Genomic DNA, 13,852 nt, shown 5'->3' with positions numbered 1-13,852 from the left:
ATGTCTGAAGTAATGCAGCACACAAGTGATTTGGCATCTGGCGTTACCCTAAGCGAGGCTGCCAGAGAGCATATTTTGTCTTATCTAAGCAAACAAAAAGAAAGCAAAGGAATTCGCTTATCAGTAAAAAAAACCGGGTGTTCAGGGTTATCCTATGTGGTAGATTACGTTCAATCCCCTCAAGACAATGACATCGTGCAATTTTTAACAGAGGACTATGTCGTTTGTATCGATAAATCAAGCTACCCTTACCTTAAAGGGATGAAGGTCGATTATGTTCGACAGGGATTAAATTATAAATTTGTTTTTGATAACCCCAATCAAAAAGGCCAGTGTGGATGTGGAGAAAGTTTTACGGTAGAGGATTAATCTATCAAAGCAAATATAACGCATTCTGTTTTGTTAATAGTGAAGGTTATTTAAGTAAAAAACCTTCACTAGAATAAGTTCGAACTAGATGTTACCTATCCATTTGATGCCAGCATAAGGTCCGTGTAGGCCAAAATCGCTGTTGTACCTAATTTCTTGAATGGTATCGAGATCCAAATTACTTTGATGGAAGGCATTAAAGTAGTTAACAACCATATAACCGGCATTAACGGAGAGAATACCTTGAGTTAAACTCCAAGTATATTCGCCTCCTACTTTGGCCTCCAATTCAGGAACAAGACTAGTGTATACAGAGTGAACAGGTCTATCAAAGTCGCTAAAAGGAGCATTATTAGAGTATTTATTTCTGCCCACTAAAAGTGCTGCGGCGACATTCCCATAAAGGGCAAATTTGTTGTTAAAGTCATAGGATAAATCTGCGCCTACACGTGGCCCAAAAGCATCTTGTTCAAATTTTTCAGTAACCGAGGTTGTTCCGTTAGACCCAGCCAGTTCGCCCGTCGCTCCTGAAATTGTTTGATTGGTTGTAAGAGAGGCCTCTAATGCGGCATATTGAAACCCGGCATGGAAACGAATATTTTTATATTCGCCAAAGTCGACATGTTGTGCCCATTCTAAATTTATTGCATCCAGTTTGGCATCGCCATATAAAGTAGTCCGCAATTGCGCAGTTAAATCAATAGCAGCACGGGCTGGTGGTGGCGCTAATCGAAGTTGATTATCATCCCGCCAATGGGTCCAATTAAGATTTAAATCACTCCCTGTACCGAAATGATAAGAACCTTCAACGCGAAATCCCCATTCGAAATCATACTCTAATTCATCATAAATTCTTGTGCCACTAGCGCTACCTATATTGAAAGCACTTAAATTATTGTTGTTGTAGAGTGATTTCAAATACAAAGCCTCAATGCCAAAATCCCAGGCACTTGTCTTACAGGGAACCGTAGCATTATCAGGAGTACAGATTGTTCCCATGGTACCAGCATAGTTGCATCCAGTTCCTAATAATAAAAAAACAATTGCAATGTGTTTTAAATCCTTCATTTCAAATCCTTATTATAATTTTCCAAATCTCTCTATAGAGAGACCCAGCATAATGGTAAATTAAGTAAAGAAAGTCAAAGTATTCTTTACTGTGAGCAGTCAGGGACAGTCTTATAGGCCGATAAGAAAATGTTACTTGCTAATCTCCAACCCTCATGGGGAGAATTCAGAATTCCTCTTCCTGGATGGGAATGCAGTCATTATTCTTCTTTTTTAAAATTCCTGAGTAAAAAAACTGTAAAAAAATATTACTAATGTCTCCTAAATGGGTCGTTCGTGCAAAAATTGCTTGAAAAAATCTTCATTTTTACTTAAGCTTCCCTTAAGAAATGAATATCATTAAAACAATGTTTACATACTTTGTGATATTTGATAGTATATCGATCATGATGGTCGTTATATGACTTATCAGGTTATTTTACTTTGGATGTGGAGAGGATAATGAGTGCAGTTATGCAACAAGTTGAGCAATATAATGAAGCATTAACCCAACAAGTTGTTGGTGCTGTTAAAGGCTATTTGAATAACGTTGGTAGTAAAGATGGCAACCTCAATCTGTATCAATTAATTGTTGAAGAGGTTGAAGCTCCTTTGTTTCGCACAGTAATGGAGCTTACCCGTTATAACCAGTCAAAGGCTGCCAGGGTACTTGGCGTAAGTCGTGGTACTTTACGTACGAAGTTAAAGCGCTATTTTGACGATGAGTTTATTGGAACGCGCGGTTAATAAATAGCTTTTCAGCCATAGCAAAAACCAGGATTTCCTGGTTTTTTGCTATTCACTCTGCTAGTATTGATTACAAAGTCGATCAGGCAATCGCTTTTTACTTCGGTAAAAAGAGGAAAGTCCGGGCTCCACAGGGTAAAGTGCCAGGTAACGCCTGGGAGGCGTGAGCCTACGGAAAGTGCCACAGAAAATATACCGCCTTACTGAAAGCTTAGCGACAGTAAGGTAAGGGTGAAATGGTGCGGTAAGAGCGCACCGCGCGATTGGCAACAGTCGTGGCAGGGTAAACCCCACTGGGAGCAAGACCAAATAGGAATCCATCTTGCTGTAAAGCCGGAACGTATGACCCGTACGGGATTCGGGTAGGTCGCTCGAGGTTTATGGTGACATAAGCCCTAGATGAATGATTGTCCAAGACAGAACCCGGCTTATCGATCGACTTTTTTCATTTTCTCTTGATTTATTCTCGCAAGTAGACTTACGATCGCGCTTTTCTAGTCGCTGAGTTTAAGCTCATGATGCTTTGTATTGATGTTGGTAATTCTCATATCTATGGCGGTGTATTTGCCGGAGAAGAGATTCGTCTTCGATTTCGCCATACTTCGCAGGTAAGTACTTCAGACGAATTAGGTATTTTCCTTAAATCCGTTTTACGTGAGAATCAGTGCTCGCCCGAAGCTATTAATGAAATTGCTATTTGTTCCGTAGTACCGCAATTGGATTATTCCTTACGTTCAGCGTGTGTTAAATATTTCTCGGTAGAACCGTTTTTTCTCCAGGCGGGAGTAAAAACGGGCTTAAATATTAAATATCGAAATCCGGTCGAGGTGGGGGCTGACAGAATCGCGAATGCGATTGCCGCAACCCATGCTTATCCAGGGAAAAATATTGTTGTTATTGATTTTGGTACAGCTACGACGTTTTGTGTTATTACGGCGCAAAAAATGTATTTAGGCGGCGCCATTCTGCCCGGGGTGCGTTTATCTGTAGATGCGTTAGCTAACAAAACTGCGAAACTCCCGCCAGTTGAAATTGTTAAAACTGAACAAGTGGTAGGCCGCTCCACGATTGAAAGTATTCAATCCGGCGTATTTTATGGGGCTTTAGGGGCTTGCCGTGAATTAATTACCCGGATTAAAGAAGAGGCATTTGCTAACCAGGAGGTTTTGGTGTTGGCAACAGGTGGGTTTGCGTCTTTATTTGATAAACAAGATATTTACGATTATCTTGTCCCCGATTTGGTATTACAAGGTATACGATTGGCTGCGGGATTAAATATATAAGCATTGTAAATCTAATGTTAGTAGCAGGTTCACTGGAGCCTGCATAAAGACAGATATTGACGCAAGTTAAATAATAACTCCAGTACTGTAGATCAGTTGTAACTCTATTTTATTCAAAGCATTCATTTTAGTTACCTAAATCAATCCTTTGGTATTGAAAAATAACAATATGAATTAATTTTATTCATATATTCTATTGGGGGACTACCCTTGGATTTTTTTTGTTAAAAAAAATAACTTTTGGGGTTGACGCTTGGGAAATAGTGTTTCTATAGTGTATAAAAGTGGGTTAAAATATCAAAAAAGTGGAGAATTGTGGGGGGATTTGAAAACCACCACAAAAAAGAAGACTATGTTTCGCGGAATTAATGCCATCACAATTGACGGAAAAGGCCGTCTAACTGTACCAACGCGCTATCGCGACACGTTGGCAGGTGGCCATGAGAAGGCACTGTTGGTGGTGACAATAGACACTGAGGAAACCTGTTTGCTGTTATATCCAGCGGCTGAGTGGCAAATCATTGAAGACAAGTTGCAGAGTCTTCCCAGTTTTAATGCGGCTGCCCGGCGAATTCAACGACTTTTAATCGGGCATGCAACAGATGTGGAATTGGATAGTAACGGGCGCGTGCTGCTGCCTCCCTTATTGAGAGATTATGCCCATCTCGATAAGCGGGTAGTCATGATAGGGCAAGGTAATAAATTTGAAGTATGGGATGAATCATTGTGGCAATCCAGACGTGAGAAGTGGCTAGCTGACGAAGCATCTGGTGAGGGTGGTGGGTTGCCCGATGAAATGAAAACTTTTTCTTTGTAGTGGAAAGCAAAATCATGGCGCATCAATCTGTTTTGTTGCATGAAGCATTAGAAGGTTTGGCTATCAGGGCAGAAGGAACCTATATTGATGGAACCTTCGGTCGTGGTGGTCACAGTCGCGCCATTTTGCAGCAGTTATCCGAGTCAGGAAGATTGCTCGCTATTGACAAGGATCCTGAGGCAATTGCCTATGCAAAAGAGCATTTTGCCGAAGATAAACGTTTTCAAATTTATCAAGGTTCATTTGCCAAGCTTGCGGATTTTGCAAAAAAAGAAGATGTCTACGGTAAAGTTGATGGCGTTTTGCTGGATTTGGGGGTGTCATCCCCACAATTGGATAATCCGATTCGCGGTTTTAGCTTCATGCAGCAAGGACCTTTAGATATGCGCATGGATCTTGAGCAAAATCTAACTGCAGCACAATTTATTAATGAAGCAGAAGCTGATGAGATGGCAGCTATTTTTAGGGAATATGGTGAGGAACGGTTTGCTGGAAGAATTGCTCGGGCAATTGTGGCAGCAAGAGCCGAAGGTCCAATTACAACGACAGAAGAGCTCGCTGAAATTGTGAAACAGGCTAATCCAAAATGGGAAAAACACAAACATCCAGCAACGCGTGTTTTTCAAGCCATACGGATTCACGTTAATCAAGAGTTAAGTGATTTAACCAAATGCTTGGAAACTGCAATTGATGTATTGGCGATAGGGGGTCGTTTGGTTGTCATTAGTTTTCATTCTTTGGAAGACCGGATAGTTAAACAGTTTATGCGAGACAAGGCGCAGGGATTAAGATTACCCGCTTCTGTGCCTGTACGAAATGAAGATATTAAAACGAATTTTAAAAAAATAGGTAAGGCGATAAAAGCAAGTGATGACGAAATTAAAGCGAATGTCAGAGCTCGCAGTGCAGTTTTAAGAATAGGGGAGAAAATAGCATGAACGCAGCAGCTAGAGCGATTCATCAGAGCAATCTTTTCAATGGGCACTTATTAGATATGCGTCTCTCAAAACAGCTTTGTTTTATGTTAACTTTGTTGCTTGCGGTGTTGGTAAGTGCATTAACGGTTGTCTATGTCACCAACGAACATCGAATTGTCTTTAGTGAATTACAACGTATGGAGCAGCATGCCCATCAATTGCAATTACAGTGGGGGCAACTTTTGCTGGAACAAGCAAGCCTTTCTACTCCTGGACGAGTGGAAGCGCTAGCAGTTGAAAAATTACAAATGAAACTGCCAGCAGATAAAAATACCTATGTGTTGCAAAACCAATGAAAGCCAAAGGTGTTTTGGCACGCCTTTCGGTTGTGTCACTCTTTTTTATTGTACTCTTGATGGCTTTGCTGTGGCGAATGGTTGATTTGACCATTTTGCACCGGCAATTTCTTCAGGTCCAGGGTAATGCTCGCAGTGTGAGGATTGTGGAGATTCCTGCCTATCGTGGCATGATTACCGATCGTCAAGGAACGCCTCTCGCTGTGAGTACACCCGTACAATCGGTCTGGTTAAATCCTCAGGTTTTTTCGGCAAATGCACAACAGTTAACTGAGCTGTCCCGTTTAGTGAATATTCCCACAAAAATTTTGTTAAAGCGTGTGCAGAAAGCTAGAACTCGGGAGTTTTTATATTTGCGCCGGCAATTACCTCCTATGGTTGCGAGAAAAATTGAGCAATTAAAAATCCCTGGTGTTAATTTTCAACAAGAATTCAAGCGCTATTATCCGGCAGTAGATAGTACTGCACAATTATTGGGATTTACTAACATTGATGATATTGGAATTGAAGGTTTAGAACTTGCCTATCAAGATTGGCTTATGGGAATAAATGGTAAAAAACGTGTTTTAAAAGATAGAATGGGACAAATTATTGAAGAGCTTGGCGTGATAAAAGAACCCCGCCCAGGCCACGATCTAGTATTAAGTATTGATAATCGCATTCAATATTTAGCCTATCACGAATTACAAAATACGCTGGAAAAATTTGCTGCAAAATCAGGATCGGTTGTAGTAGTAGATGCGACAAATGGCGAAATTCTTGCAGCGGCTAATGCACCCTCTTTTAATCCAAATGCCCGTGAACGTTATACCCGAGACAGCTATCGCAATAAAGCTATCACTGATACATTTGAACCTGGTTCAGTTATAAAACCATTTAGTATTGCGAGTGCTCTTAGTACAGGTTTGTTTACACCAAATACTATTATTGATACCCGCCCTAGCTGGATGATAGTACATGGACACACTGTTCGGGATGTTCATAATTATGGTGTGTTGGATGTTACAGGGGTTTTACAGCACTCCAGTAATGTGGGTATTACGAAGATGATTTTACAAAGCCCACCGGAACAATTAATAGGTTTATTGCAGCGAAGCGGGTTTGGACAACGTACAGAGAGTGGTTATCCCGGAGAAAGTGATGGTAGTATCGTCAATGCAAAAGATGCCAACCCTTTTGTATTAGCAACCTTGGGGTTTGGTTATGGTCTTTCAGTAACCGCTCTACAAATGGCCAAAGGTTATCTTATTTTTGCAAATAAAGGGCGTTCATTGCCTGTCACATTACTCCATAATCAACCAACGACACCAGGTGAGCAAGTTGTTAATGAAAAAACAGCAGAGCAAATTTTAGCAATGATGGAAGCAGTACTGGGTAATGAAGGGACAGGTAAGCAGGCAAGGATTCCAGGTTATCGGGTTGCAGGTAAAACTGGTACGGCGCGTATAGCTGGGAAAAATGGTTACGAAGCAAATCGGCATATTGCAAGCTTTGTTGGTATCGCACCTGTGTCAAACCCAAAATTGGTTGTGGTGGTAGTCATTCATGAACCAACAAAAACCAGTTATTATGGGGCAGCAGTAGCGGCTCCTCTTTTTGCACAGGTGATGTCTGGAGCATTACGAATATTAGAGATTCCTCCTGATAAAACAACAATGTGAGATTGAAAATGAAACTGGCTGAATTAATGCGTCCCTGGATAGACCACACTTTTCCTGATTGCGAAATCTTAAGATTGCATAATGATAGTCGTCATATTAAACCCGGTTGTTTATTTCTTGCTTATCCTGGGGCAAGTACCGATGGTCGTTTGTTTATTCCGCAGGCAGTTACAGCAGGTGCTTCTGCGATTGTATACGAACCGGCTAACTGGCCAACGGATAAGTTACCTAAAGATGTTATTTGTATCCCCCTAAACCATCTGGCTGAAAAACTGGGCGACATTGCCAGTCATTTTTATAATTATCCTGCAAAAAAATTAACAGTAACGGGTGTCACTGGAACGAACGGAAAAACAACGATTGCTTACCAATTGGCTCAAGCCTATGAGTTGTTAGGACAACATTCTGCTTATATTGGCACTCTCGGGCAGGGTAAAATTTCAGCGCTTAAAGAATTGGGGAATACAACGCCTGACGCATTGTGTTTGCAGCATCTTTTAGCAGATTATCAACAGAATGCTGTTCAGCAGGTATGTATGGAAGTGTCGTCACATGCACTGTGTCAGCACCGTGTGGATGGCATTGATTTTCATCAAGCCATTTTTACCAATCTTACGCATGAGCACCTAGACTATCACCGCACTATGGAGGCTTATGCCAACGCGAAAGCATTATTGTTTGCCAAACCTACGTTAAAATCAGCCATTATCAATCAGGATGACTTGTATTGTCAGTTAATGAGAGAGGCCATAACAGCAAAATCGTGTCAAATTGTCAGTTATGGGATTAAAGAAGAAGCAGATGTAAGAGCTTTGGATTGGGAAGTCAGCTTAGCTGGAACAAGCTTTGATATTTTATCTCCTTGGGGACAACTGCAGTTAAAAATAGATGCGTTAGGTTTTTTTAATATTTATAATGCGCTGGCAATATTTTCGAGTTTAGCAGTCAATGATTACTCGATCGAAACAATTGCTTCTGTTATGAGTAAATTGCAAGCAGCTCATGGTCGAATGGAAATTGTCTCTCAAGAACCTTATATTATTGTTGATTATGCCCACACTCCGGATGCATTGAAAAACGTGCTAATGACGTTGAACAAAATGAAAAAAAATCGTCTTTTAGTCGTTTTTGGTTGTGGAGGGGACAGGGATAAAACCAAACGTCCCATCATGGGAAAAATTGCCGAACAATATAGTGATATAGCTATCATCACCAGTGATAATCCACGCACAGAAGATCCCATGACTATTATTAAAGACGTTGAAGCTGGCGTTGCTGATCCATCACGAGTTGTGAAAATTGTCGATCGGCAACAAGCAATTACCAAGGCGATAAGTTTAGCCGAGAAAGATGATATTATCTTAATTTCGGGCAAAGGACATGAGACTTACCAACAAATTGGAAACCTTCGTTATTTTTTTTCTGATCAAGCAGCAGTACTGCAAGTGATCAATAATCACTAGGTTTGGATTATAATCTTTGAGCTTCTGGTGTAGTGAATTGATAGAAGAGAAACTGATCTTTCTTTTCTCTGGGCTCCTTTAACATGTCACCTGGTTGAATTCCGGCATCAGTCATGGAATCCCCTTCAGTAATTAAAAAGAAGGTAGAAGCAGGGCGTTTAACGATATGTTCGTTTAAATCGAGATAAGATTCGATATAATCATCAGCAGGGGAGGGAAAACCTGCCCGAACTTTGGAGCTATAAAAGGGAATGCTCGTAGTTGCTCTAACAAGTAGTCCTTGATTTCAGTAATACGTGAAATAGGAACACGAATGGTTTTGGTGGCTTCGCCATATTACTGCCCGCGGGACGTCCTGCACCGACTCTTTTTCCGCCTCGACTCATACTGCCCTCATTGTTATAATTATTGTGACACTAATCAAATCATAAAAGACATGATTTGCTTGTAAATGGGTCATAAATAGTCAATTAGATCGTTGAGCTAAGTACCAGATTTTTATTGAAAAATTATTAAAATTTTTTTCACCTTATCCTCTTGGTGAATAAGGGGAATTCCCATGGCTGTCTTTTCTTATTATTTTCCAATTTCACGGTTAAATTTACGAGTCGCATTCATGTTTTGCATAGACAGGGAGTGTTTCTTCTGTAAAAATTAAAAACTATGCAAGAACAACATATTGAATTTACTTAGTAAGTTGGTTCTTGAGGTTAACTATAAATATTTACAGTAATTATTTCGGAGATGGTTATGGCAGACAAGGATGTAATAGAGCTAGAAAAAACCTATGGTTCATCAGCAGTGGCAAATAAATTACGACGAATAGCAGATGCCATTGAGCAAAACAAAGGATTTCAAATACAAGTTGACAAAAAACGTGTTTATGTTCCGGTAGATGTTTTTGTTGAATTTGAGTACGAAGAAGAGAGTAATGAATGTGAGCTTGAAATAGAAATGAAGTGGAAAAAAAGGAAAGATTAAATTTTGTAGAGAAATGAACAATAAAAAAATGGAGGTATTCGTTGTTGTATCTCCTTTTATTACTACATAGATCTTACATATGTTACCTTTGAAAATTTTAAAAGTGGCAAAGGATTTTCGATTGATTTTCGGGGCTTTTAAAGAAGCCATAACAAAAAGTAGTTTATAAAGAATGTAGGATATGAACGACCAATTATTAGATAGTCTTTCAAACCATCCTGATTACCGTATTCTCAAGCGAATTCCGAATCAATTTAAACGAGAGTCTTATCAAGACCCTAAATTATTTGTAGCGACGATTATCGATCTTGAAACCATGGGGATGGATGCTAGATAACGTACCTTATCTACCCCAAATAAGATATAATGGGAAAAATCATGAAGGAGTGCGCGCCTTGAATTTACTGAATGGAAGAAATGACAAAAATTCAAAGTTTGGGGTAGATAAGATTTCTCACCCCTTGGATGTTCATTTTGACACCAATTCCTTATCGGCCTGGTTGTCATTTTATTTTCAAGTTCATGTCAGAGGGGCGCCTTTAAAAACCGAACAAGCCAAACAAAAAGATTTGAATAAGTTCTTAAATTTCTTTCATAGGGCAGTAGGGCATGACGAGGTGGACAATTGGACACCAGCGGTCAGTAAATAATTTCAACGTTCTTTAAGTAGCACTATTTCTGAAAAAACTGGAAAACCCTACAAGGCCACCTCAATTAACCGTACTATGGCAACTGTTCGTCATGCCGGTCGATGGCTTCACCAAAGGCCATTAATTGCAGGCGACCCTTTATCAGGTGTTAAAGATTTACAAACAGACGCGCCAGAATGGAATGGCCTTACCTCCAAACAGCTCATGCGATTAAAATCTGCTTGCGAACAGCGTAAAAAAATCTGTACCCGCAAAAATCAAAACGCCTTACTGGAAACAGCTAATTTTTTATGTGTTATTAGGAACAGGCTTACGCGAATCGGAATTAGTATCTTTGAATGTGGAGCAATATCACTCGAAAGGGCTTCATTCGGTTGTTCGCCATAAGAGTAAGCGTGTTACTAATAAAGTACCTTTGCCAGAGAACATCTGGATCAGTATTTAGAAACTCGCCTTACTGAGCCTAATGAACCGCTATTTGTAAACAGAGCAGGAAATCGAATCAATACCCGTAACATTTATCGCATTTGTCAGCGTGTTTTAAAGCAAGTCTCTGCACTTGCGCCAGGGAATGAGCAATTTGAGTTTACGCTTCATAAGCTAAGACATACGTTCTTGAAAAAAGTGACTGATAAGCATGGAGTACATTTTGCTCAGGAATTAAGTGGCAATGTCTCGATTAAGGAAATATTTCGTTATGCCAAGCCAAGTCAGGATGAAATGCAGTTTACAATTGAGGAGTTATTTAGTTCTTAATACAAATGCGTTTCTGTAAAAGTTTGGGGGGAATCTTTATTTAAAAAATCCCTTTTTTAATAAGCAACCATAGTAAAATTCGTTTAAAACTCCATTTTTATCTCTATAACGAACTACCATGCTATTTTTTTCTACTCCTGGCCATCCTTCCCACCCGTTTTCACCGATAAATCTATTTTTTCCAACGTTGTAATATTTAGTAGATGTAATTAAATTTTTATTATTATCGTAAATAAGAGCAGCTCCATGTGCTCCAAATACTAAAAAATAAATTTTATCATCATCATCTTTGCATACATAAGTTTTTTGAAAATATATATTCCAAACGAAATTTCCAAAAATTAATAAAATCGCTAAAAAAATAACTCCTATAAAAAATCCTATTACTTTTTCACTTTTCCAATTATTTTTAAAATCTTTAAAAAGATCCTTAATTCTTATTTTTGGAGTTGGAAGAGGTTCCTTATTAAGGATTTCAACCCAACGAGTTACTCTTGCGATAAATAGAAAGATTAAAAATAAAATGACAATTACAAGGACAAATACTAGGACATCACCAAAAAATCCGCTAAAAACCTGAGACTTAGAATCAACAATCTTGGCCAACAAAAAAATAAGAGCGAGCAAAGATAGCAAAATTGTCATTGATATTGGTCTCGAAAAGAGTAGCTAATAATTTAATTTAAATGAAACAAAGGAATTAATAAATCTTTGACATCTATAGTTGGACATCTATAGTCGATTAAATTCGCGAAAATTTTTTGTCAGCATAGCCAATTGTTGTTTTTGAGTTTTATTTATATAATAGTACACTAATTTGGTGTATTGTTAAGACAGAAGATAAACAGATTACCAAAATTGAAGCCTTGTCAAATTGAATTAACAATAAATGCACAGAAGGATTTAATAAAAATTCCTGTATATATTAAAGAGAAGTTATTACTTTGGGTGGACTCAGTAGAGCGCATGGGAATTCAAAAGATTAGAACCATACCTGGTTTTCATGACGAACCCTTAAAAGGGGATAGACAAGGCCAACGCTCAATAAGATTAAATAAAGCTTATAGAGCAATTTATGTTGAAAACGAGCAAAATGACATAGTAATAATTTCTGTAATCGAGGTAAACAAGCATGAATACTAATGCAAAAGAGCATCTAGAAAAGTTAGTAGGGCGCATGTCTTTAGGAAAAGCCATTCGTGCTATTCGTCAAGGAGAAAACGAAAATCAAATTAATTTTGCTCAACGGTTAGGTGTTTCTAAACAGTATTTATGTGATTTAGAGCACGATAGGAAAATTGTCAGCGCAAAAAAGGCAAAGCAATTTGCAGAAACTCTGGGTTATTCTCCAGAGCATTTTATAGCATTGGCATTACAAGATTCCTTAGAACAGGATGGAATACATATGATGGTTGAAGTAAAAACTTATCAAACGAAAAATTTATCTTTCAGTTAATACGAGAGTTCTGCGCCTCACTCTATTATTTTTCTTTCTCCTAAAGTTATATAGGATTCACACGTGAAGACAGCTTTTTTTCAATTCAATGATTTAGTATTTTACAGCAAAGAAGAGCTGAGAGAATGGTTAAATATTTTTAGAAAAAAATTTTCATTTCTAGATGGCAGCGAAGCTAAAATGATCTTGAATGACTCTTCCTTTCAGCAATTTGTATCTAATGTAAACTTAGCATTAGGCAACCCAAGTTTTGGTATTAGCCATTCTAGTAGTCTATCCAATGCTTTCAACACATTAAAGAAGTCCTCAAAAATATTAGATCTTACAGAAGGAGACATTAATTTTATTCACCAAACTAAGGAAGATAATTCTACTGATGAAGCCGTGGCTGTATTTGCATATTTGGCCGATTTAAAAGTTGCACTTTTCAATAAGAAAGTATTTGATGGCTTTTTAATGGCACAGAACTATTTACGAGGCTCAAAAAGCACAATAAAAGCTTCTAAAGGGATAATAGATACATTTCTTAAAAGTTATAAAATTCAATTTGAAGAGATCATAGAGGACCACCAAGAAATAATTAAGAGTTTGCATCAACGTAAAGAGGACATTGAAAAGGAGATAGCAACTCAAATCGATGCTTTCAAAGAGGTTATTGAAAGTTCAAAACAGCAAGCCAAAGAATTAGAGAAAATATACAGAACTAAGCTTTCACTTGAAGCGCCCGTAATCTATTGGAAAGACAAGCAAAAAGCTCATAAAAGAAACATGTGGCTATTTGGAGGCTTAACCGTTTTTACAACTATTGGTTTTATTTTACTGTTTTTTCAATTTTCTAATTTATTCAATAGTGAAGCTTCTATTCAAATTCCATTTTTGCCAAATACCTATACTCCGCTTTGGATCATGTCTAAGCTGTTATTAATTTCCTTTGTCAGCTTATGGCTGATTCGGTTATTTTCAAAAATCTATATAGCCAACATGCATATGTCGCAAGATGCTCATGAGCGAATTGCAATGTTAAAGACCTATCTTGCAATGATGAAAGAGCCAGAAAGTAGCTGTGTAAAAGAAAATCAAGATATCATTCTAAATGCTCTCTTTAGGCCAACTACTTATGGTTTGATAAAAGACGAAGGACCAATTTTGCCACAAGAGCTAAGTATTAAAAATTTAAGAGGATAATTATAAAAACTTGAAATAAGGAAATAACCAAAAGTCTGATTAATTCTAAAACCAGATTTGATAAGTGAAGACAGGTAATGGCTTAAAAGTGAAATTAATAGGGTTAATCCCATATACTGAAAGGTTCAATAAGAAGCTTATAGACATGGGAATAAAGGTCTAAA

General features: G+C 38.2%; 18 protein-coding genes, 1 other RNA gene and 1 pseudogene. 17 read left to right on the top strand and 3 right to left on the bottom strand.

Annotation, left to right across the window (positions count from 1 at the left end; all coding sequences use genetic code 11):
• Entirely contained in the window at window positions 1–369 is a 369-nt protein-coding gene (locus Ljam_RS07035; protein ID WP_058449411.1) for a HesB/IscA family protein, read from the top strand.
• Window positions 370–453: 84 nt separating this feature from the next.
• On the opposite strand, the gene Ljam_RS07030 is transcribed toward Ljam_RS07035, so the two are convergent.
• On the bottom strand, window positions 454–1,437 hold the full coding sequence (locus Ljam_RS07030) for an Lpg1974 family pore-forming outer membrane protein (protein WP_058449410.1): 984 nt from the start codon (window positions 1,435–1,437) through the stop codon (window positions 454–456).
• A gap of 441 nt (window positions 1,438–1,878) precedes the next feature.
• Between Ljam_RS07030 and Ljam_RS07025 the strand changes: the two genes are divergently transcribed.
• The 8 genes from Ljam_RS07025 (at window position 1,879) to Ljam_RS06995 (ending at window position 8,660) form a co-directional block, all read left to right on the top strand.
• Complete coding sequence (locus Ljam_RS07025) at window positions 1,879–2,163, top strand: helix-turn-helix domain-containing protein (protein WP_058449409.1); 285 nt, start codon at window positions 1,879–1,881, stop codon at window positions 2,161–2,163.
• A gap of 74 nt (window positions 2,164–2,237) precedes the next feature.
• An RNA gene (gene rnpB, locus Ljam_RS14740) (RNase P RNA component class A) lies at window positions 2,238–2,610 on the top strand.
• A 68-nt stretch (window positions 2,611–2,678) separates the two neighbouring features.
• The gene (locus tag Ljam_RS07020; protein WP_058449408.1) at window positions 2,679–3,446 is read left to right on the top strand and encodes a type III pantothenate kinase; all 768 of its coding nucleotides are present in this window, start codon (window positions 2,679–2,681) and stop codon (window positions 3,444–3,446) included.
• Window positions 3,447–3,798: 352 nt separating this feature from the next.
• Window positions 3,799–4,263 carry a division/cell wall cluster transcriptional repressor MraZ gene (gene mraZ / locus Ljam_RS07015; protein WP_058450756.1) on the top strand — a complete coding sequence of 155 codons (465 nt, stop codon included), beginning with the start codon at window positions 3,799–3,801 and terminating at the stop codon, window positions 4,261–4,263.
• Between the two features lie 11 nt (window positions 4,264–4,274).
• Window positions 4,275–5,201, top strand: coding sequence for a 16S rRNA (cytosine(1402)-N(4))-methyltransferase RsmH (gene rsmH, locus Ljam_RS07010; protein WP_131762383.1), 927 nt, complete (start codon window positions 4,275–4,277; stop codon window positions 5,199–5,201).
• On the top strand, window positions 5,198–5,536 hold the full coding sequence (gene ftsL, locus Ljam_RS07005; RefSeq protein WP_058449406.1) for a cell division protein FtsL: 339 nt from the start codon (window positions 5,198–5,200) through the stop codon (window positions 5,534–5,536). Before rsmH ends, ftsL begins: the two co-directional genes overlap by 4 nt.
• A complete protein-coding gene (locus Ljam_RS07000) occupies window positions 5,533–7,197 on the top strand; it encodes a peptidoglycan D,D-transpeptidase FtsI family protein (RefSeq protein ID WP_058449405.1) in 1,665 nt (554 codons plus the stop codon). Before ftsL ends, Ljam_RS07000 begins: the two co-directional genes overlap by 4 nt.
• 8 nt (window positions 7,198–7,205) lie before the next feature.
• Window positions 7,206–8,660 carry a UDP-N-acetylmuramoyl-L-alanyl-D-glutamate--2,6-diaminopimelate ligase gene (locus tag Ljam_RS06995; RefSeq protein WP_058449404.1) on the top strand — a complete coding sequence of 485 codons (1,455 nt, stop codon included), beginning with the start codon at window positions 7,206–7,208 and terminating at the stop codon, window positions 8,658–8,660.
• 139 nt (window positions 8,661–8,799) lie between these two features.
• Here Ljam_RS06995 and Ljam_RS15695 read toward each other — a convergent pair.
• Window positions 8,800–8,856: pseudogene (locus Ljam_RS15695) on the bottom strand (hypothetical protein); the annotation flags it as partial.
• Window positions 8,857–9,410: 554 nt separating this feature from the next.
• On the opposite strand from Ljam_RS15695, the gene Ljam_RS06990 reads away from it, so the two are divergent.
• From Ljam_RS06990 to Ljam_RS15505, 5 genes are all read left to right on the top strand, one after another.
• Window positions 9,411–9,641 carry an amphi-Trp domain-containing protein gene (locus tag Ljam_RS06990; protein WP_058449403.1) on the top strand — a complete coding sequence of 77 codons (231 nt, stop codon included), beginning with the start codon at window positions 9,411–9,413 and terminating at the stop codon, window positions 9,639–9,641.
• 181 nt (window positions 9,642–9,822) lie between these two features.
• Window positions 9,823–9,978: a hypothetical protein gene (locus tag Ljam_RS15170; RefSeq protein ID WP_156411919.1), complete on the top strand. Its 156-nt coding sequence runs from the start codon at window positions 9,823–9,825 to the stop codon at window positions 9,976–9,978.
• Window positions 9,968–10,291, top strand: coding sequence for a B9 domain-containing protein (locus tag Ljam_RS15515; protein WP_082651594.1), 324 nt, complete (start codon window positions 9,968–9,970; stop codon window positions 10,289–10,291). Before Ljam_RS15170 ends, Ljam_RS15515 begins: the two co-directional genes overlap by 11 nt.
• Before the next feature lie 75 nt (window positions 10,292–10,366).
• A complete protein-coding gene (locus Ljam_RS15510; RefSeq protein ID WP_238583705.1) occupies window positions 10,367–10,678 on the top strand; it encodes a hypothetical protein in 312 nt (103 codons plus the stop codon).
• Window positions 10,679–10,720: 42 nt separating this feature from the next.
• Window positions 10,721–11,047: a tyrosine-type recombinase/integrase gene (locus Ljam_RS15505; protein WP_238583744.1), complete on the top strand. Its 327-nt coding sequence runs from the start codon at window positions 10,721–10,723 to the stop codon at window positions 11,045–11,047.
• 36 nt (window positions 11,048–11,083) lie between these two features.
• On the opposite strand, the gene Ljam_RS06980 is transcribed toward Ljam_RS15505, so the two are convergent.
• Complete coding sequence (locus Ljam_RS06980) at window positions 11,084–11,692, bottom strand: hypothetical protein (protein WP_058449402.1); 609 nt, start codon at window positions 11,690–11,692, stop codon at window positions 11,084–11,086.
• A gap of 213 nt (window positions 11,693–11,905) precedes the next feature.
• Here Ljam_RS06980 and Ljam_RS06975 point away from each other — a divergent pair, with 213 nt between their 5' ends.
• The 3 genes from Ljam_RS06975 (at window position 11,906) to Ljam_RS06965 (ending at window position 13,688) form a co-directional block, all read left to right on the top strand.
• Window positions 11,906–12,190, top strand: coding sequence for a type II toxin-antitoxin system mRNA interferase toxin, RelE/StbE family (locus tag Ljam_RS06975; protein WP_058450755.1), 285 nt, complete (start codon window positions 11,906–11,908; stop codon window positions 12,188–12,190).
• Entirely contained in the window at window positions 12,180–12,503 is a 324-nt protein-coding gene (locus tag Ljam_RS06970) for a helix-turn-helix domain-containing protein (RefSeq protein ID WP_058449401.1), read from the top strand. The genes Ljam_RS06975 and Ljam_RS06970 overlap by 11 nt, the downstream gene beginning before the upstream one ends.
• Before the next feature lie 63 nt (window positions 12,504–12,566).
• On the top strand, window positions 12,567–13,688 hold the full coding sequence (locus Ljam_RS06965; protein WP_058449400.1) for a DUF6161 domain-containing protein: 1,122 nt from the start codon (window positions 12,567–12,569) through the stop codon (window positions 13,686–13,688).
• The last annotated feature ends 164 nt before the right edge of the window (window positions 13,689–13,852 follow it).

It is taken from the genome of Legionella jamestowniensis, from assembly GCF_001467745.1.
GTDB lineage: Bacteria > Pseudomonadota > Gammaproteobacteria > Legionellales > Legionellaceae > Tatlockia > Tatlockia jamestowniensis.
This window is presented reverse-complemented; position numbering and strand designations above follow the sequence as displayed.